The organism is Ignavibacteriota bacterium, from assembly GCA_016707525.1.
Lineage (GTDB): Bacteria > Bacteroidota > Ignavibacteria > UBA10030 > UBA6906 > JAGDMK01.
In genome coordinates, this window is sequence record JADJHP010000008.1 from 51,868 (window position 1) to 71,879 (window position 20,012).

18 protein-coding genes are annotated in these 20,012 nt (G+C 61.8%); 14 read left to right on the forward strand and 4 right to left on the reverse strand.

Going from position 1 to position 20,012, the window contains the following annotated elements; all coding sequences use genetic code 11:
• The first annotated feature begins 11 nt into the window (after positions 1-11).
• From IPI01_13280 to IPI01_13310, 7 genes are all read left to right on the forward strand, one after another.
• Complete coding sequence (locus IPI01_13280; GenBank protein MBK7258740.1) at positions 12-1,079, forward strand: UDP-N-acetylmuramate dehydrogenase; 1,068 nt, start codon at positions 12-14, stop codon at positions 1,077-1,079.
• 2 nt (positions 1,080-1,081) lie between these two features.
• Positions 1,082-1,687 carry an HAD family phosphatase gene (locus IPI01_13285; protein ID MBK7258741.1) on the forward strand — a complete coding sequence of 202 codons (606 nt, stop codon included), beginning with the start codon at positions 1,082-1,084 and terminating at the stop codon, positions 1,685-1,687.
• Positions 1,688-1,753: 66 nt separating this feature from the next.
• The gene (locus tag IPI01_13290; GenBank protein ID MBK7258742.1) at positions 1,754-2,137 is read left to right on the forward strand and encodes a hypothetical protein; all 384 of its coding nucleotides are present in this window, start codon (positions 1,754-1,756) and stop codon (positions 2,135-2,137) included.
• Between the two features lie 10 nt (positions 2,138-2,147).
• On the forward strand, positions 2,148-2,510 hold the full coding sequence (locus tag IPI01_13295) for a cupin (GenBank protein MBK7258743.1): 363 nt from the start codon (positions 2,148-2,150) through the stop codon (positions 2,508-2,510).
• A 57-nt stretch (positions 2,511-2,567) separates the two neighbouring features.
• Positions 2,568-5,096 carry a primosomal protein N' gene (priA, locus tag IPI01_13300; GenBank protein ID MBK7258744.1) on the forward strand — a complete coding sequence of 843 codons (2,529 nt, stop codon included), beginning with the start codon at positions 2,568-2,570 and terminating at the stop codon, positions 5,094-5,096.
• A 50-nt stretch (positions 5,097-5,146) separates the two neighbouring features.
• On the forward strand, positions 5,147-5,965 hold the full coding sequence (locus IPI01_13305; protein ID MBK7258745.1) for a hypothetical protein: 819 nt from the start codon (positions 5,147-5,149) through the stop codon (positions 5,963-5,965).
• 38 nt (positions 5,966-6,003) lie between these two features.
• Positions 6,004-6,618 carry a thioredoxin family protein gene (locus IPI01_13310; GenBank protein MBK7258746.1) on the forward strand — a complete coding sequence of 205 codons (615 nt, stop codon included), beginning with the start codon at positions 6,004-6,006 and terminating at the stop codon, positions 6,616-6,618.
• 64 nt (positions 6,619-6,682) lie between these two features.
• Here IPI01_13310 and IPI01_13315 read toward each other — a convergent pair whose 3' ends face one another.
• Positions 6,683-7,486: a response regulator transcription factor gene (locus tag IPI01_13315; GenBank protein MBK7258747.1), complete on the reverse strand. Its 804-nt coding sequence runs from the start codon at positions 7,484-7,486 to the stop codon at positions 6,683-6,685.
• Positions 7,483-9,171, reverse strand: coding sequence for a HAMP domain-containing histidine kinase (locus IPI01_13320; protein ID MBK7258748.1), 1,689 nt, complete (start codon positions 9,169-9,171; stop codon positions 7,483-7,485). The genes IPI01_13315 and IPI01_13320 overlap by 4 nt, the downstream gene beginning before the upstream one ends.
• Before the next feature lie 140 nt (positions 9,172-9,311).
• On the opposite strand from IPI01_13320, the gene IPI01_13325 reads away from it, so the two are divergent.
• From IPI01_13325 to IPI01_13355, 7 genes are all read left to right on the forward strand, one after another.
• Positions 9,312-9,803, forward strand: a complete 492-nt coding sequence (locus tag IPI01_13325) for a PDZ domain-containing protein (protein ID MBK7258749.1) — start codon at positions 9,312-9,314, stop codon at positions 9,801-9,803.
• Positions 9,803-11,311, forward strand: a complete 1,509-nt coding sequence (locus IPI01_13330) for a hypothetical protein (GenBank protein ID MBK7258750.1) — start codon at positions 9,803-9,805, stop codon at positions 11,309-11,311. The genes IPI01_13325 and IPI01_13330 overlap by 1 nt, the downstream gene beginning before the upstream one ends.
• A 38-nt stretch (positions 11,312-11,349) precedes the next feature.
• The gene (locus IPI01_13335; protein MBK7258751.1) at positions 11,350-12,078 is read left to right on the forward strand and encodes an ABC transporter ATP-binding protein; all 729 of its coding nucleotides are present in this window, start codon (positions 11,350-11,352) and stop codon (positions 12,076-12,078) included.
• A 31-nt stretch (positions 12,079-12,109) separates the two neighbouring features.
• Positions 12,110-13,525 (forward strand): ABC transporter permease subunit, encoded by a 1,416-nt coding sequence (locus IPI01_13340; protein ID MBK7258752.1) that lies wholly within the window; start codon positions 12,110-12,112, stop codon positions 13,523-13,525.
• Between the two features lie 682 nt (positions 13,526-14,207).
• Positions 14,208-15,674 (forward strand): ABC transporter permease, encoded by a 1,467-nt coding sequence (locus IPI01_13345; GenBank protein ID MBK7258753.1) that lies wholly within the window; start codon positions 14,208-14,210, stop codon positions 15,672-15,674.
• A gap of 564 nt (positions 15,675-16,238) precedes the next feature.
• Entirely contained in the window at positions 16,239-17,201 is a 963-nt protein-coding gene (locus IPI01_13350) for a hypothetical protein (protein ID MBK7258754.1), read from the forward strand.
• Between the two features lie 68 nt (positions 17,202-17,269).
• Positions 17,270-17,431: a hypothetical protein gene (locus tag IPI01_13355; GenBank protein ID MBK7258755.1), complete on the forward strand. Its 162-nt coding sequence runs from the start codon at positions 17,270-17,272 to the stop codon at positions 17,429-17,431.
• Positions 17,432-17,454: 23 nt separating this feature from the next.
• Here the strand turns inward: IPI01_13355 and IPI01_13360 are convergent, their stop codons facing one another.
• Positions 17,455-19,740: a hypothetical protein gene (locus IPI01_13360; protein ID MBK7258756.1), complete on the reverse strand. Its 2,286-nt coding sequence runs from the start codon at positions 19,738-19,740 to the stop codon at positions 17,455-17,457.
• A gap of 6 nt (positions 19,741-19,746) precedes the next feature.
• The gene (locus IPI01_13365) at positions 19,747-20,010 is read right to left on the reverse strand and encodes a hypothetical protein (protein ID MBK7258757.1); all 264 of its coding nucleotides are present in this window, start codon (positions 20,008-20,010) and stop codon (positions 19,747-19,749) included.
• Positions 20,011-20,012: the final 2 nt, after the last annotated feature.

Consider the following 20,012-nt stretch of genomic DNA (forward strand, 5'->3'; position numbering starts at 1 on the left):
CCTCTCGTGCTATGCTTGAGAACCACCCGCTTGCACCGCTGACCACCATAGGTCTCGGCGGATCTGCGCGGTATTTCGCCATGTGCTCTTCGATCGAAGAATGCCGTTCGGCGATCGGGTTCGCCCGGACACACCGCCTCCCGATCCATATCCTCGGTGGCGGCAGCAACACCGTCTTCCTCGATGAAGGATTCCCCGGGGTGGTGATCCAGGTGTGCATCTCCGGCCTCACGGTGACGACGGTCCAGGGCGGGGTCGCGCTGGACGTCGGCGCTGGTGAACAGTGGGATGATGTCGTCACGAGTGCCGTCGCCCGTGGCTTCGGCGGCATCGAGTGCCTGGCCGGTATCCCCGGCACGGCCGGCGCAGCTCCCATCCAGAACATCGGGGCGTACGGACAGGAAGTGCGCGAGACCATCACCCGGGTCGATGCCCTCGAACTGGAGACACTGGAAGAACGCAGCTTCACAAACACGGAGTGTGGCTTCGGGTACCGCACCAGCAGATTCAAAGAGGCCGACCGGGGGCGCTTCCTCATCACGGGTGTCTCCTTCCGCCTCCAGCCGGAAGCGCGTCCCGCCCTCCGCTATCCTGAACTCGCCAAAGCAGTGGCCGCCGATGGCCCCATCAGCGAACTCGCGCCCGGTCAACCGGCCCTGGGCCGCGTGCGTAAAACGGTCATGCGCTTGCGCCGTTCCAAAGGCATGGTCGTGGATCATGCCGACAGCGAAAGCCGGTCCGCAGGGTCGTTCTTCATGAACCCGTTCGTGTCTCCGGAAAAGTTCACGGATATCCAGAGGCGATGGACCGGAGAGGGGAACAGCGATCCCATCCCCTACTATCAAAGCGCCGGTGGCGTGAAGATCCCCGCTGCCTGGCTGGTGGAGCATGCCGGCTTCCCGCGGGGGACGAACCGTGGGAACATGGGGGTCTCAACGAAGCACGCCCTTGCCCTTGTGAATCGTGGCGGCACCACCAAGGAACTCCTCGCGCTTGCCACCGAGATCCAGGATGCCGTCTCCCGTCTCTTCGGGATCTTCCTCTCCATCGAACCCGTCGTTGTCTCTCCGGAGCTATGATCATGATCCAGGCCGTCATCTACGATTTCGGGAACGTGCTCTGTTCGTTCCGCGTGACATCATTCTTCGAGCATCTTGCACGTCGTAGCACATGCACCGTGGACCAACTGCAGGGGCTGATGCCCGAGATCTCCCATCTTGCGATCGAGTATGAATCGGGACGGATGACATCGCAACAGTTCTTCCGCGACTTCTCGGCGCTCGCCCGGATCTCGGTCACCGAAGAGGAGTTCATCACGTCCTACACGAACATCTTCACGCCGATCGACGGGACGTTCGATGCGATCCGGCGCCTCACAGGCCGGTACCGGCTCGGCCTGCTCTCCAATACGAATGAATGGCACTTCATCCACTCCATCCGCCCCGTCGCAGTGTTCCCTCTGTTCGATGCCGTGACGCTCTCCTATGAAGTGGGAGCGATGAAACCGGCATCGGTGATCTACGAGGACATGCTGAAGAAGCTTCGCGTCCCGGCGGATGCCTGCGTGTATTTCGATGATATCCAGGAGAACGTGGATGCGGGAACCCGGGCAGGCATGCAGGCCCGTCTGTTCACCACCGCGGAAGGGATGCAGGCCGACCTTGCAGCACTCGGGGTGACCATCTGACAGGGCGGAACCCCTCTCCCCTGCCGGCTGTTCAGTAGTATACAACAACCGGAAAAGGAGTTCTTCATGTCCAAGCTTTCGATAGGGACCGGCATCATACTCACGGTCCTTGGCCTGGGTGGCTACGCATTCAGTGGCGGGGTCAGCCCCACGGCACTCATTCCCGCGGCATTCGGCATCCTCTTCATCGTGCTCGGATACCTCGCACGCAAGGAGTCGATGCGCCGTCACGCGATGCACGGCGCCGCTCTCCTGTCCCTACTCGGCATCATCGGCTCATTCAAAGGCACGGTCGCCGCGGTCACAATGCTCGGCGGTGCAGTGGTGGAACGCCCTCAGGCAGCCATCGCCCAGGCGGTCATGGCCGTGACCTGCGTCGTCTTTCTGTTGCTCGCCATCCGCTCGTTCGTCAACGCGCGCCTGAAACCCGCGCCTCCGCAGAATCCATAAGGAACGCCCCATGCCCCGTCTTCTTGCCCAACCATCCATCATCAGCGCCGCCGGTAACAAGCCGAAGATCATCCGCGAGGTCTTTGGACGCGTGAACTCCGGCGACACCGCCGTGAGCATCGCCCATATGACCAGCCCCGAAGGGTGGGTGGAACCGGGCCAGACACCGTCGTTCGACGAGTATACCTACGTCCTGCGCGGGGCGCTGCGCGTCGAGCACCGTGGAGGCACCATCGACGTGCAGGCGGGACAGGGCATCCAGGTACTAAAGGGTGAGTGGATCCGCTACAGCTCCCCCGCACCCGGCGGCGCGGACTACATCGCTGTGTGCATCCCTGCATTCTCTCCGGACACGGTGCAGCGGGACGCTTGAACCAATGTCGGGCAGGGTGCTCTTGCACTCCTGCCCGTTTCTGTTGATATTTCTTCCATGCCTCACTACGCCGACGTCGCCATCCCCACCGGTGTCGACAAGACATTCACGTATCTGATCCCCGATCCCCTCGTCCCTACTGCCCGGACCGGCGTGCGCGTGCTCGTCCCCTTCGGAAGGAAAACGGTCGTCGGCATCATCGTGGCCTTGCCTGAAAGCACGACCGTGCCGAACGTCCGCCCCATCGCGGATGTCCTCGATGCATCGCCGGTGCTGCAGGACCACCTGCTCCAGCTGTGCTCCTGGATGGCACAGTACTACATGGCAGCCATGGGCGATATCGTGCGCGCGGCAATGCCCGCGGGACTCGGACAAACGAGCAAACGCCGGGTGCGCCTCCTCGTCCCCGCAGATGATCCGCGACTCGCCGATGCCCGCAAACGTTCCCCGAAACGCGGGAAGCTGATCGACCTGCTCGCTGATCACGGCCCGATGCTTGCCACGGAACTCCGGAAGAGGACAGCACTGACAAGCATCCACGCCGTGATCGCCGAACTCGAACGCGACGGCGTCCTCGGCACGGAAGAGATCATCCCGGGACCGAAAGCAAAAGCAAAGGTCCGCGAGTTCATCGCGGTGGAACGGCTCGACCACCTCGCGATCCAGAACACACGCGACGCCCTCCCCGCCCGCCAGAAGAAGGCACGGGAATTCCTGACGGCACTTCTCGCCCTCGCGGAAAGCCCAGGCCCCGAGATCGATCTTCTCGAGTTCATGAAACGGACCCGGACGGCCAGCTCCACCGTGAAGCCATTCCTTGAGAACGGATCACTTTCCGTGACGCGCCGGGAAGTCACCCGTCAGCAGGACTATGGTACGGAAGCACAAACACTCGCGATCCGGCTCAACCCTGCGCAGGACGGGGTGCGCAACCGGATCGCAGCAGCCCTGGATGAGCAGAAGGCGAGTACCTTCCTCCTCCACGGCGTCACGGGCTCCGGCAAGACGCAGGTGTACATCGAAGCGATCAAATACTGCGTGGATTCCGGCCGTTCGGCGATCGTCCTCGTGCCCGAGATATCTCTGACGCCCCAGATCGTCCGCCGGTTCAAAAGCCACTTCGGCGACCACGTCCTGGTCGTCCACAGCAGGATGTCCGCGGGCGAACGCTACGATGTCTGGCGCCTCGCGCTTGCGGGCGAATGCCGGGTGGTGATCGGCCCGCGCTCCGCGGTGTTCGCTCCCTTGCAGAACCTGGGGCTCATCGTGGTGGATGAGGAACATGAGGCGACATACAAACAGTACGATGCCACCCCGCGGTACCATGCACGCGATGTTGCCATCATGCGCGGACGCTTTGCCGGCGCGGTGGTGGTACTGGGATCGGCCACACCATCGGTCGAATCGTTTGCCAATGCGCGCTCGGGCAAGTTCGAGCTCCTGTCGCTGCCCGACCGGATCGACAGTGCCGTCATGCCTACGGTGCACGTGGTGGACATGACCCGTGAGCGCAAGCAGGTCTACACCGCCGCGAAGGAGGCTCTCCCCTACGAGCAGCGCGGCAAGATGAAGGAGTTCAAACATTCTTCGTTGTCACGCATCCTGCAGGAGAAGATCGCTGACCGCATCGCAAAGAAGGAAGGCATCATCCTCCTCCAGAACCGGCGTGGCTTCGCTCCGTTCGTGGAGTGTCAGGAATGCGGCCATGTGGAGATGTGCGACAACTGTCATGTGTCCATGACCTACCACGCAACGAAGAAGCATCTCCGCTGTCACTACTGCGGACTCGTCCGCAGGCCGGCGTTGCTCTGTCCGCAATGCGGCGGCGCCGATATGCGGATGCATGGCGTCGGTACGCAACGCGTGGAAGAGGAACTGCAGACGCTGTTCCCTGATGCGCGCATCGTGCGCATGGACCTGGATACCACCGCCCGGCGCGGGGCACACGATCGCATCCTCCGGCAATTCGGCGACCGCGAGGCGGACATCCTGCTCGGAACACAGATGGTCGCCAAAGGACTCGACTTCCCGCATGTGACCCTCGTGGGCGTGATCAGCGCCGATACGCAGATGCTCCTGCCGGATTTCCGTTCGTCCGAACGGACGTTCCAGCTCCTCACGCAGGTCGCGGGCCGCGCAGGGCGCAGTACTCTCCTCGGCGAGGTGATCGTGCAGACATCCCAGCCGGGCCACCGTACACTCGTCCATCTCCTCGATCACAATTACCTCGCGTTCTTCGAGGAAGAGATCAAGGAGCGCGAAGAGTTGTCGTATCCTCCGTTCTCCCGCCTTGCACTCGTGGAAACGCGCGGAGAGAACGAAGAAGAGGTTCGCACACTCGCTGAGAAGATCGGCGCTGCATTGCACCGCAATGCCCCGCCATTCCAGATCCTCGGCCCCGCCCCCGCGGTGATCGGCAAGATCAACAAGAATTTCCGGTGGCACATCGTTGTGAAAACCGCGAAAACGGTCGACCCGTCCGGCTCGCTCACCAACGCGCGGTTGCGCCAGGCTGTCGAGGCTGTCCGCAGCAGCGGCCGCCACACCCATATCGTCGTGGACATCGACCCGGCGGGGATCATGTAGACACCTGTGACCGCGGAACCTCCCGCGGGTCATCTGCGTTCATGGAAGAAATGGACCGTTCCCTGTTCACGACAACCATGATCGCGGCCGCACTGCTGGCCTGCGCCGTATCACCCTCTCTTCGCGCGGGCGAACCCGCACCCCCATCCGTCACTGCGTCCCTGAATATTGCATCGACCACGTGGGATGGCCCGGCGCAGGCGGTGATCCGCTTCAGGATCGAACCGCACTGGCATCTGTACTGGTCAAACCCGGGCGATGCCGGCCTGCCACCGGCCATCCGCTGGAGAATGCCGTCGGGCTTCCGGGCCGGACCTCTCCAATTCCCGGTTCCAACGAAGATCGCTGCCGATGGCCTTCTGTCCTATGGATACTTCAATGAATTGATCCTCGTTACCACCATCACGCCACCTGCTGACTATCAACAGGATCCGCGGGACTCCATCCACGCCGAGATCGAATGGCTGGTCTGCAGGGAGAGCTGTCTTCCCGGAGGCAGCACGATCTCTCTTCCGTGTGCCGGCACCGGCAAGGACACTGATAGCTCCCTCCGGTTGTTGGAACGGTTCGCACGCACCGCTCCCGTGCCATGGAGGAAGACCACGCAAGACACTCTGTTCGTTTCGGCCAGCCGCTCTGACGGAGGGCTGGCACTCCGGTTCGATCCGGGCATGCACGTGGATGACTTCTATCCCGATCTCGTCGGGAATGCCGTCGTGGACCATGCAAGCATCCATGTGGATGCCGCGGGGGTCGCTCTTCGCGTGCATCCCTCCGGACCACAGGCGGTCGTCAGCCGTTTGCGAGGAATACTCGTTGTCGGTACGAAGGCATACACCATCGATCTTCCCGTACGCTATGCGAATTGATCAGTCATCATGTCCATGAACATTTCACAGGAGGCAGCATGCTCACACGTGTGAAGAACAGCGCACTGATCGTTGCGTTCGCGATCATCACCATCGCCGGCGCGGGAAGGGCAGGAACTCCGGCCGCAGAAATAGGAAAGCCCGCGCCAGGTTTCACCCTGACGGATCTCGAGGGAAAGACGACATCCCTGTCCGATTTCGCAGGAAAGATCGTCGTCCTCGAGTGGACGAACCCCAACTGCCCTGTCGTGCGGCGCACCTATGGCAGTGGCATCATGAATGCCCTCCAGAAAGAATTTACCGCCCGCGGCGTGGTATGGCTCACGGTCAACTCCACCAACCCTCAGCACGGCGAGAATGAAACACCGGCGGCTCAGAAGGAACGCTATGCGGCCTGGAAGGCATCACCAACCGCACAACTGCTCGACGGCGAAGGGGCCGTGGGGCGGGCATTCGGCGCAAAGACCACGCCCCACATGTTCATCATCGACCGGAGCGGATCTCTCGCCTACAATGGGGCGGTCGATGACGATCCCCGAGGCGGAAATGCCGATCGCACGGTGTACGTGAAGGATGCACTCGATGCACTCCTCGCGGGCAAAGCAGTAGCCGTGACCGTGTCAAAGCCCTATGGCTGCGGAGTGAAGTATTAAAGAGAGCAACGCGGAGAGGCGAGGAAGACGGGAGGGCGATGCTCTTGGGAAAGCGCGGGTGAGGTTACCCGCGCTTTCTTTTTGTCGTGGGGCCGCCGGCGGAGCGCGACCGCCGGCGTGGTGATGGCGATGTTCGACGGGGCGCGGGGAGGCCGGTCCGGCCGATCGCGGCAACCGGCGAAACCACAAGGCGAAATCCTTTCCCGTGCACGTTCACGATCTGCACCGCGGGATCCGCGGAAAACCGTTTGCGCAGCCGGCTGATGAACACGTCCATGCTCCTCCCCGCAAAGAAGGTGTCGTCCCCCCAGATCTCGCGGAGCGCCGCCGACCGCTCCAGTAATCCCTGCTCTCGCTGACAGAACATCGTCAGCAGCTCCGCCTCCCGTGTCGTGAGTTCCTCGGACGTCCCCTCCCGGACCAGCGTTCGCGTACCGGCATCAAAGCTGAACGTCCCGATGGTATACTGGCCGTGCGCCGGCACCGCATCGACCGGCGGATGCGCACGCTTGAGCACCGCACGGATGCGGAGCATCAACTCTTCCATGCTGAACGGCTTGGTGATGTAATCGTCCGCACCGATCCTCAATCCCTCAACACGGTCTTCCTTCAACGAACGTGCCGTCAGAAAGATCAACGGGATGGCCTCGTCCTGCGCCCGTACTTCCTTCGCGAACGAGAAGCCATCCTTCTTCGGCATCATCACATCAGCCAGACAGAGGGCAAAACCTCCCCGACGAAAACGATCCATTCCTTCGGCCCCGTTGACCGCCAGGTCGACATCGTAACCCTGCAGTTCGAGATGCTCCTTCAGAATGAAGCCAAGATTGGGATCATCCTCCACCAGAAGGACGCGGAGCCGGCTCATGCTGCCCCCTCCCGCGCGCCGGGAAGCGACACGATCACTGTCGTCCCCTTCCCCGGATCGCTCTCGATGGCGACGGTCCCCTTCATCGCCGTGACCATCAGCCGCACGTAGGCAAGGCCAAGCCCGAAACCCTTCACGTCGTGCAGGTTTCCGGTGGACACGCGATAGTACTTGTCGAACACGCGGCCGGCTTCTCCCGGCGCCATGCCGATCCCGTTGTCGCTGATGCGAATCGTGACCATGCCTGCTGCCGCCTCTGTCCGGATGATGATCTCCGGAACGCCGGCGGTGTACTTCACCGCGTTCTCGAGGATGTTGTGCACGATGTTCGTGAGATGCAGCGCATCCGCGGTCGCGTGCGCTGGTGAAGTCCCCGTATGCAGCGTCAACGTCCCACCCCGGCTCTCCACCTGGACGGCGAACGCCGACGCGGCCTTCTCGAGGAGGACGTGCACATCGAGCGGAACGAGCGAAAGTTCATAGTCGCCCTCTTCCACCACCGCCATCTGCAGGATCTTGCTCACGCCGTTGCGCATGCGCTCCGTCTCCTCACCGATCACATGCACGTACCGGCGGATACGCGTACGCTGGCCGATCACATCGGGGCGGACGACCGCCTCGGCAGCAAGAGTGATCGTGGAAAGGGGTGTCTTGAATTCGTGGACCATGTTGTTGATGAAGTCACGCACGTGCATACTCAAGCGCTGCTGCCGCGCGATGGTCCGGAACGCGTACACGAAGCCGGCGATGATGAACGCGGCGAATACCACGGTCGCGAAGGCGTACGGCCCGACCTGGGCGAGGAGATACCATCGTTGCCCGGGAAAACTCACAAGGAGATCAGCGCGGGACGCGAGGACATCCGCAGGGAACAACCGCGTGCGCAACGGCGACACGACGAGCTCCGCACGGTCGGCACCCGGGCCTGCGATGCGCAGCGTATCCTCTCCTGCCGACATCACCCCGAAGGTGGGATCCAGCGTGATACCGTTCTCCCGCAGCTCGCGGCGGAGCAATGTGTCCAGCTGCCCGGCAGTGATCCGTTTCTGGATGGGCTGGTGATCCGCGGTCGCCAGACGGTCGATCACGCGCGAAACAAGCGCCCTCCGTACCCCTGGCCCCGACGTGGAGACCGTGGTCGCAGTGCTTCCCGTCCCTGTCATGTGAAGGCGTAGCGAATCACCGTCCGTCTGATAGCTGAAGCTGTACTGTTGCGCACCCGTGCTTGTGCCGGCATTGCTCCCGGTGCGCACAGCACCGCGACATATGGTATCGAGGATCATCTCTTCATGCAGCACTCCCCGCTCCGACCGCAGGATATGCACCGTGTGGGGGAGAGGACCCTGCCCTGGTGTATCCGGGACAGAGACCGCCGACTGGTGCTGCACGCCCGAATCACCCCTCGCGGCCTTCACGAATCGCATCAACACCCGCGACGGTCGCTGCGACGGGCCAACCTGCACATCGTTCGTTGTGTCGTCATTGGCCCACACGACGGTCATCACGATCTCCTGCGCTTCGAGCCCCTGGGCCACGGTCTGCAGCGCAGCATTCACATTCTGCTGGAACGCCCTGTCTGCTGCACGATACGCCATATCGATCAGCACGACCTGGATCGTCAGGAGTCCGATCACCGCGATGATGGTGCCCGCCACCAGGAACCGGTATGTCCGCGTCTGCGCCATGCCTCAAGATACGATGCCGGAGGAAAACATGCTTCCCCGTTAACGTTCATTAACACTCGATAACACAGTTTAACTATGACCGACGCAACAGATGCCGTATGTTGCCGTCACACCGATATCACTCTCATCCCGGAGGATTCATGCGTTCGATCGTTGTCTCTGCACTCATCCTTATTGCTGCCACGGTGACGAATGGCCAGACCGTGATCAAAAAGACGGAGGGCGGACAAACCGTCGTCACGACGACCACCGGCGGCCAGACCATGGAGAAGAAGACCGAGGGTGGCCGGACGATGATCCGCATCGAGGGCGGGGCGTTCATTCCCGAGCTCGGCTGCGTCCTGGGTGACGAGGGGAAACAGGTCAAGGTCCTCCATGCCATGCCCGGTGCGAACCGCCCGAAGGCGTACGCCGGCATCGACGTGCAGGCGAACGACCTGATCCTCATGGTCAATGCCAAAACCCTCAAGACCGCCGCGGCTTTCAAGACGCTCTACGAGTCCCTCGCACCCGGCGACACCATCACGCTGGGGATCAAACGGGGTGAGGCAATGCATCTTGCCTCCTTCCTCAAAGCGGACCCGAAGGATATGCCCCGGGACCGCAAGATCGTGATCAAGAAGAACAACTGATGACACTCCTTCCTCGGTTCCGCACCCTCGCCCTCGGTGTCCTCGTCCTGGCACTCGGACTCGGTGACCTTGCCGCACAGACAGGAACGTTTTATAACCAGCGTGACGACAAGTATCGCGTTCTGGGCCTGAAACGTGCCAAAGAAGCGTATGAGGTCGCAAAGAAGGACTTCGATCGTCAACAGGAACTCTTCAGCCGCGGCCTGATCGCGCAATCGGAACTCGACCGCGCGAAAGGCAATTTCGCGGACGCGGAAGTGAACTTCCAGCAGTCGCTCCTGGCGGTCCTCTTCGAACAGCAGTACGTGTCGATCACCCGCGCGGTGAAGTACCAGACGGCCGACGGGACACGACGTGTCCGCCTCCGCCTCGAGAACGCTTCGGGAGGGACCGAGGAGTTCCGGAAACTCCTGAACCTGGACGACAAACTCTTCCGGTCGCTGCAGCCCGACCTGATCAGCAATGTCTACATCTCCCTGCTGAACAACGAGAGCGCCATCATCAGCCAGCCATATGAAGCAAAACTCGATCAGCTCAAGTACGGCCATCCCCGCGATCTGGAATTCACGATCCTGCAGGACCTCGACGCAGTGACCGTGAACATGATCTACGGCAATGGCACGCAGCGGAGCATGAAGATCTTCCTGCAGAAGGATGTCTCCGTGAACCGTGTGATGGTGCAGGCCGAGCAGTTCTCGCTGGAGGGCGAACTCGGATCTTCTGCGGTCTTCGATCTGCGCCTCGAACTGTTCAGCAAGGAGCAGAATACGTTCACGCTCGCCACCGTCAACCTGCCCGCACAACTCCTCGCGGTCTTCAAAGACCCGGTGAACCGTTCCCGGCTCAGCCAGTTCCGCTTCACCGAGGCAACGAACACACGGAAGGTCGCGCTCGACGTCTCGCTTCCCGACCGTCCCACCGACGATGTGCTCATGGACAAACCGATCGTCTTCTATGTCCTCGTTCTGCCGCAGAGCCAGGCGGGTCTGATCGCGTCCGCCGGCGGGAAGACCTGGACACAGCGCGAGATCGAACAACTTCAGGTGGGCTATGCCCGCCTGGAACTCGTCCCCCGGGGGAAAGGACGCCTGCTCGTCCGCCTGGCGCAGCTCTATCATACGATCGGTGCATCGGACCAGATCGCGTTCCCGGTGGAACTGGTGAATGAAGGGACGCGCAGGCTGGACAATGTCGAGATCAAATTGGACCTGCCGCCGCTCTGGACCAGGGAGATCACACCGGCGATCATCCCACGCCTGGAAGTTTCGTCGGAGGAGCGCAGCCAGATCGTGGTCCACCCCCCGGCCGGCATTTCAGCCGGCCGGTATGAGATCCGTCTCCGCACCAGCGGACTCTCCGACAACCAGCCCGTGAACGCCGAGGACAAGACCGTCACCATCGAGGTCCAGGGAGGGAGCAATATGCTCATGACGATCGTGCTGATCGTCGTGATACTGGGCTTGGTCACAGGGATCGTGGTGTTCGGCATACGACTTTCACGGCGATGACACACACGGGACGATCTGTTCACTATTCGGGAGCAACCATGTCGCAGCCAACATTTGAAGCCGTCAACCTCACCAAGAGATACGAGGATGGGGTCCTGGCCCTGGACCACGTGTCGTTTGAAGTACATCCGGGACAGATCTACGCCATGCTGGGAGCGAATGGGGCCGGGAAGACCACGACGATCAACATCTTCCTCAACTTCCTCGAGCCCACGGAAGGCGAAGCGCGCATCAACGGTATCTGCACCCACACCGAACCCCTCATGGCGAAGGCGCAGATCGCATACGTGTCGGAGAACGTGATGCTGTATCCTGCATTCACGGCCATGCAGAATCTGGACTACTTCACACGGTTGGGCGGAAGGAATTTGCACACACAGGACGACTACCACCGGGTGTTGGAACGGGTGGGGCTGCAACCGGAGGCGCACGACAAGAAACTGCGTGGATTCTCGAAAGGGATGCGGCAGAAATGCGGGCTGGCGATCGCCATCCTCAAGAACGCTCCGGCCATCGTTCTGGACGAGCCGACCTCCGGACTCGACCCGCAGGCGGGATATGAATTCACCCAACTCCTGACCTCGTTGCGGGATGAAGGGAAGGCGATCCTCATGTCCACCCACGATATCTTCCGCGCACGGGAGATCGCCAGCACCGTCGGGATCCTGAACCGTGGACGCCTGGTGATGCAACGGTCCGCCACCGAACTCGGCGGCGCCAATCTGGAACAACTCTATCTCGAGCATATCGCCGGCCACGCGGCCTGACCATCGATCCACAGCACCGGACACTGTCATCATGCTGCGTCTCCTGATCATCAAAGAGATCCGCGATATCATCGGATCCACAAAATTCGCCGTCACATTCGGGGTGTGCTCCGTCCTCGTCCTGCTGGTCTTCGTGGTCGGTGCCCGGTCGTATCATACGGCGGTCGGACAACATGAAGCTGCCAAACGGGAGAACCTCCGCCGGATGGAGGGGATCACCGATTGGATACAGGTTCGTGATATGAACGTGTACCTTCCTCCACAGCCGCTTTCGGCGATCGTCGCCGGCGTGGCGAATGATATCGGTCGCACCGTGACCGTGGAAGGGCGCGGGGAGCTGACCGCGCACGACAGCCGCTACGGCGACGAACCGATGCTCGCGGTGTTCCGTCAGTTCGACCTCGAGTTCCTCTTTACGGTCGTTCTTTCGCTGTTCGCGATCCTGTTCTCTTTCGACGCGGTCAGCGGCGAAAAGGAGCGCGGCACGCTGCGGCTCACGTTCGCTTCCCCGGTCCCACGACGCACGTTCATTGCAGGCAAGCTGTTGGGATCCTATCTCACACTGGTCGTCTCCCTCCTTCTGCCTCTGGCCGCCGGGTCCGCTCTCCTCACGGTACTCGGCGTGCCGATGACAGGGGACGATTGGGTTCGCCTTGCCTTCATCATCGGCGCAGGGTTCCTGTATCTCGGCGTGTTCCTGTCTCTTTCGGTCTTAGTCTCCGCCATGACCACCCGTTCCACAACCTCGTTCCTCGTCCTTCTGGTCGTCTGGATCGTGGCGGTGCTCATCGTTCCCCGTGCGGCAGTGCTCTTCGCCGGCCGGGCTGTGGATGTCCCCTCGGTCGACGCCGTGGCCGCTCAGAAGGCAAAGTTCAGCGCCGGACTCTGGGGCGAGGACCGCGCCGCAATGGCGGCGTTCCGGCCGTCGAAGAGCGGTGACATGCAGGCGATGATGCAGGAATTCCAGCAGATGATGCAGAAGATCGCGGACGAGCGCGATAGGAAGATGCGGGAATTTGCTTCGAGGGTGAATGAAGATCGGCGCAATCGTCAGGATGTGCAGGAAGCCGTGGCCTTCAGCATCGCCCGGCTGTCACCCGCGGCGTGTTTCACGCTCGCCGCCACGCGATTGGCGGGGACATCCTTCGAGATGAAGCAGCATTTCCTGGCGGCAACGGAGCGGTATCAAAAAGCATTCGCCGGATTCATGGTCGCAAAGACCGGCATGAATCCGGGTGGACGGATGGTGGTGATGCGCGTCGTGGTGGACGACGAGAAGAAGCCCGAACCGATCAACACGAACGAGATCCCGGCTTTTTCCTATACACCCATGCAGTACGCGGATGTTGCCGGGGGCACGGCGCTGGATATCATCCTGCTTCTCGCCGTGAACCTCCTGTTCATCGTCGGCGCCGTGGCGGCCTTCCTCCGGTACGACGTGCGGTGAGGGTAGCACACGCAGGGTCGCAGCATGCTGCGCCCATGCAACCATCGGGCACGGCAACGATTCGCGTCACCATAGGCAGAGGCACCGAACCCTTGTAGGGGCGCAGCATGCTGCGCCCATGCAACCATCGGGCACGGCAACGATTCGCGTCACCATAGGCAGAGGCACCGAACCCTTGTAGGGGCGCAGCATGCTGCGCCCGTGCAACCATCGGGCACGGCAACGATTCGTGTCACCAGAGGCAGAGGCACCGAACCCTTGTAGGGGCGCAGCATGCTGCGCCCATGCAACCATCGGGCACGGCAACGATTCGCGTCACCATAGGCAGAGGCACCGAACCCTTGTAGGGGCGCAGCAGCTGCGCCCGTGCAACCATCGGGCACGGCAACGATTCGCGTCACCATAGGCAGAGGCACCGAACCCTTGTAGGGGCGCAGCATGCTGCGCCCGTGCAACCATCGGGCACGGCAACGATTCGCGTCACCATAGGCAGAGGCACCGAACCCTTGTAGGGGCGCAGCATGCTGCGCCCGTGCAACCATCGGGCACGGCAACGATTCGCGTCCCATAGGCAGAGGCACCGAACTTGTGGGGCGCAGCGCTGCGCCCGTGCACCTCGGGCACGGCAACGTTCGCGTCACCAGGGCAGGGTCGGGCGGCAATCATTCTGGAGAATAGGCGTATGTTCACCACCGTAGTCATGAAGGAACTGAAGGGCATCCTGCTCAGCCAGAAATTCACGCTGACCTTCGGCGTCGTTGCGGTGCTCATCCTGATGAGCATCGCCGCCGGGATCAGTGAATATTCGGCCGGGGCACGGCAGTACGACACCGCCGTGCAACTCGCCGAGCAGGAACTCCGCGAGGCCTCGAACTGGATGTCCATCAACGCCCGCGCCCTGCGTCCGCCCGACCCGCTGCTGGTCTTCGTCAGCGGGATCCACAACGATATCGGCCGGCTCTCCGGGATCAACGGACGGGAGACTGTGAAGCTTCTGCACAGCGTCTACGCCGACGACCCCATCTTTGCCGTGTTCCGCTCCCTGGACCTCATGTTCATCGTCCAGGTCGTGCTGTCGCTGTTCGCGATCCTGTTCACGTATGATGCGATCACGGGTGAACGCGAGAGCGGAACACTCCAGCTTTCGCTTGCGAATCCGCTCCCCCGACGGATCTACATTCTTGCAAAAGCGACCGGGATCTGGACAGGTTTGCTGCTGTCACTCTCCATCCCCATGATCCTGGGTCTTCTCATCGTTTCACTCGCCGGAGTGCCCCTCTCGGCCTCCGACTGGCTGCGCATTGGTGCGCTGCTGATAGGTTCGTTGCTGTACTTTTCTGTCTGGGTGGCAGCGGGGGTCGCCATCTCTACATGGACCCGCACGCCGTCCGCCTCATTCATGGCATGCCTGGTCCTCTGGATCTGCACGGTTCTTATCCTTCCCAGGATCGGCGTCCTCGCCGCCGAACAGATGATCGGGGTCCCGACCGTCGCGGAGGTGGATGCGCAAAAGGATGGCTTTGAGAAGGCGGCATGGGAGAAACAGATGGCCGGGATGGGCGACCGCTGGAAGGAACGGGAAGTGGCGATGCAGGGCTTCTCCAAAGAACAGCGCGATGCATACCGCGACGAACACATGTGGCAGTGGATGCAGGAGGAGGATGCAGGACGGAAGAAGGTCCAGGCGGAGATCGATGCCTACGGCCTGCGCCTTCAGGAGGAAGTGCGCAACAAACGCGCCGCGCAGGAGCGTGTTGCGCTGACGCTCGCACGATCCTCCCCCGCCGCGGTCTATCAACTTGCTGCCATGGAGATAGCACGCACATCCGTCGGTCTGAAGAGCACGACCGAAGCGTCCATGGAGGAGTACCGCAAGATCTTCACTGCTCACGTGGACCGGAAGCAGCAGGAATCGGGCGGCACGGGCGGCTTCAGGATCACGGTGGATTCAGAAAAGGGGTTTTCGTTCAGTGCGCCGCGCGAGCGCGGGACGCTGGATATCAGCGACCTCCCGCGATACCAGAGCATGCCGGCTCCTGCCGATCGACTCATGGCTGATGCCGGGTGGGATGGCCTGCTGCTGTTCCTGTTCGCCCTCGCATCCCTGGCCCTCGCCGTTGTGGGCTTCCACCGGTACGACGTCCGGTGATCCCCGCAGCGACAATCGAATGGTGGAGGGACCCATGGGCAGGTGTTCGCGACGTTTCTCCACTCCGTGGACACCACAGTGGAATCGTTCCCCATACCGCTTATCGAAGAATTTGGAGAAACGGAGCGGGCACCTGCCCGGGGGTCCCAGGAGCAATGCCCGGCGTATCCGGACCAGTGCATGCACCGCCCCTACGACTGATCCGACCGGCGTGATTCACCATTGCATTTGTGTCCACCCCTCATGATATTTCAGGATCATGAGGCCTCAAGAATGACACCCAATGCCCCCCTCCGGCAGCTCGATGCCGCAGCCGAACGATACGTCCACGCCGTTCTTGCACTCGGCCGTCACGACCCTGACTATGTCGACGCCTACTACGGCCCGGCAGAATGGAAGGCAGCCGTCGATGCCGCTGCGCTTCCCGTTCCGGCTGTCCGCGCAGAGGGCGAATCGCTCCTTGCGACACTACAGGATCTCGCTCCATCCGGCACGGACCCGGCCGTGGTCCGGCGTCACATCTTCCTTGTCCGCCAGACGGAATCGCTGATCGCACGGTGCCGTATGCTCGAAGGCTGGGTGCCGTCGTTCGACGAAGAATCCATGGCATTGTACGATGCTGTCGCTCCCACCCATGGACCCGACCACTTCGATGCGCTCCTCCAGGACATCGACAGGTCGATGCCGGGGACGGGAACGATCCAGGAGCGGTACCACACGTTCCTTGCCGACTTCATCATCCCGCGCGAACGGCTCGATGCCGTGTTCCTTGCGGCGATCGCGGAAGGACGGAAACGATCAGCCGGACACATCCGCCTGCCGGAGAACGAAAGCTTCACGGTGGAGTATGTCACCGGAAAGTCGTGGAGCGGCTACAACTGGTACCGTGGCGCGAACACCAGCGTGATCCAGATGAACGTGGATTTCCCCATCACGATCGACCGCGCCATCGACCTCGCCTGTCATGAAGGATATCCCGGGCATCACGTGTACAACAGCCTGCTCGAACACGAGCTGGTGCGCAAGCGTGGATGGTGGGAATACTCCGTTTATCCGCTCTACAGCCCGCAATCGCTCATCGCGGAAGGGACGGCGAACTTCGGCATCGAGATGGCTTTCCCCGGGAAGGAACGCCTGGCCTTCGAGCGGGAGATCCTCTTCCCCCTCGCCGGACTCGACCCCGCAAAGGCGGAGATGTACGCGTTCGTGAACGGTTTCGTGCAGCGCCTGGCGTACGCAGGCAATGAAGCAGCACGCGGTTATCTGAACGGCACCATGACGCGCGAAGCAGCGGCACACTGGCTCGAGACCTATGCCATGATGTCGGCCGACCGCGCATGGCAACGGACGAAATTCTTCGATGCGTACCGGAGTTACGTCATCAACTACAATCTGGGCCAGGACCTCGTGCGCACATACATCGAATCGCACGGCGGTACCGTGAACGACCCGCAACGGCGCTGGGCGGTCTTCGAAGACCTGCTCGCATCGCCGCGCCTGCCTTCGGCTCTGGGGAACAACATATAAGAACGTGCGGGCCGCCGAAGGGACCCTGCACCAGCAACACTCCTCCTCCGCTGGCACAGGACGGTACCATGGGAGAAGTCGCAACGGACTTCGCGGATTTTCCGTTCATCGACGAACTCGGCCTGTCGTCGTATCCCTACCTGTCCGGCTTCACCGCACCGGAACAGATCCCTCCCGATTACTACAGCCGCCTCGCGGCATGGGACAGTCTGTTCGCTGTTCCGCAGTAAGTTCAGAATTCAGATATCCGATATCAGCTATCTGAATTAAACAGCTCGCCCTGTTCGCGCACGTGCCGCCGTACGACCGGCCGTTTGAGCTTCGGCGGCACGGGATACCACATGTTCTTGAGCGTCTCCGCATCGTAGCCGAACGGGAAGAGCAGCGTCTCCACGGCCTTCAGCGTCATCTCCGTGTATTTCGCGATGTCGTATCCATCATCGAGCGAGTACAACGCCACGGCCTTCGCCTTCTCCGGATGCCGCTTGCCCGTGGCATCGATGATGATGTACTCCACTGACTCGCCCGGCGCAAGGTGTACACCAGCCTCGGCGAGCGCCTGCGCCACGATGGCGTTCGCACTCCGGTTCGTATACTCATCGGCCTCCTGCGACAGGTGCCGGCGGACGACAAGATCGAGCGGATCGGCCTTGCCCGACCGCAGCAGGTCCAGTGACTCCTTCGCCTTCGCCAGCACCGCCGGCAACAGCCCGTGCAGGTCCGCCACGGTCTTCCCCTCTCCGAGGATCTTCAGCAACTCGCCCTGCACCCGCTTGATGAAGACCGGCGTGTCGCGACGCCTGATCTCGATCCCGCGGATCTTGATCTCGTTGTTCGTGTACCATCCCACATACCGGTTCGCCGTCGGGATGCGCGGGTCCATCTTGGAGGGCGGATACAGGATCCAGTTGTAGATCCCCTCCAGCGAAATGTCGATGCCGACCTTCTCGCTCACTTCCACTGCGAGAGCCTCGTAATCCGCCTCCGTCGCACCGGGACGCTTCAGCCACATGCAGTCCACGATGGCGTGGATGAAATGGAACCCGTGCCCCTCGGCGATCTCCTTTGCCTGCAGGATGGCGTCGCGTGAGAAGGCATTCACCGATTCATGCGCTTCGATCCGCCCGAACCGCGCGTTCTTATACCCGAGATAGCCGAAACAGGTGACCAGCATCCACTTGAGCGCGGTCTGCCGGTGATCGTAAAGCGTCCACCGCGGGTCCTTCAACGCCTTCAGCCGCTTCTTCTCTTTCTTATAGATGCCCCGTTTGCGCACCACGGTGCGCAGCGTGGCCGCAACGATCCCCTCACGCTTCTCGCAGATGGTGTAGCCCAGCTCCGGCACCGCGCTGTTCTTGCAGCAGCGGCAGTTGACGGTCTCGGGCGACACATTGTGCGTGACCATGATCGTGGGGTACATCGAGACGAAATCCATCTCCGCAACTTCTTCATGGTACCCCATCTCCGGCTGGAAGATCAGTCCGCCACGGTCGGCAAGGAGCAGGATATCCGCCGATTTGAAATCCTCCGGCTCGCGTTTGTGCGCGGGGATAAGATAGCCGTGGCGGTAGGCCCAGGAGAGCTGCATGCTGGAGAGCGCGGTGCCGATGGTGGCACGCGACTGGTGCTGCACGGGAAGCTGGGTGAGGCGCGCGATCTCCGTCACACCGTCCAGGCTCGCCTCCCCCATCATGAACGAGTTCTCGATGTCCAGATGCCACCGCCCGGCAAGTTCAAAGGCACCGTCCTTGTGCACGATCTTGCCGTAGGCGAAGTAGCTGGAGGCATGCGAGGTGATGTACCCGCTGCCGGCATCCCGGTTGAGCGAGAGCGGCGCCTGATGCTCGGCGGCAAGGCGCGTGAGCATCGGCAGCAGGACCGCATCGCCGTACTCGGTCAGGATCACATCCGGGTCGCACCGCCGCAGATGACGCTCCAGCGAGAAAAGCACGTCCTGCGGGTCGCTGCTCTCGAGGGCATACGTCGAGCCATCATAGCTGAGCTCGAGCTGCAGGTTCTTCCGGAACTTCGGCGAAACGACGTCCGGACGGTTCTTGAGCGTGAGGATCGTCAGCGGCGGGAACGTGTATTCCATCGCATCATTGGTGTCCTGCAACTGCCACGAGAGGAGACGCCCGTCGGTATCGAACTCGTACATGCCGAAGGCCAGCGGAAAGAGGCCGGTGTCATACAGGAACAACTGGGCAATGGGGATATCGGAATTGAAGAAGACGTAGTGCGGGAGATGCTGTTCCAGCAGCCGGACCACATTCTTGAAGTGCGCGGTACCACCGACCGTCACCTCGAGCACATGCCAGTCGGTGTTGCTGTAGATCTCGCGTTTCGTGGCGGGCCGGACCGTGGCCGGAAAGGCGCGCAGGAGGCCCGCGATGCGGCCGGCGTGCCCGACATCAAGATGCAGATACAATGAGGGGGTGAACCGTGCATAGGCACGGTGCTTGCGCCCCTCGGCATCCACGAACCAGAGCGTGATGCCGTCGGCGGACGGATAGAGGTCGAAGAGCCAGGCAGTGAGCATAACACCTCATGCCTCTCTTCTCTCTTCTTTCATACGTGCCTTTTCAAGCTCCGCGATCCTGCGCTGCTGCGCCACCAGCATCGCCATCACGATGCTTTCGAACGGGATGGGGCGGGCGGCATAGGCACTGCCGGCCAGTTGCAGACGCGCAGTGCGGAAGAGATCGTCCAGCGCTTCCTGGTCCTCTTTGCGCAACCCGCGCCGGAACTTGGACCAACTGTCCATCTCCTGCTGCAGGACCATCGTGAATGTCGGTACGGTACGACCCATAG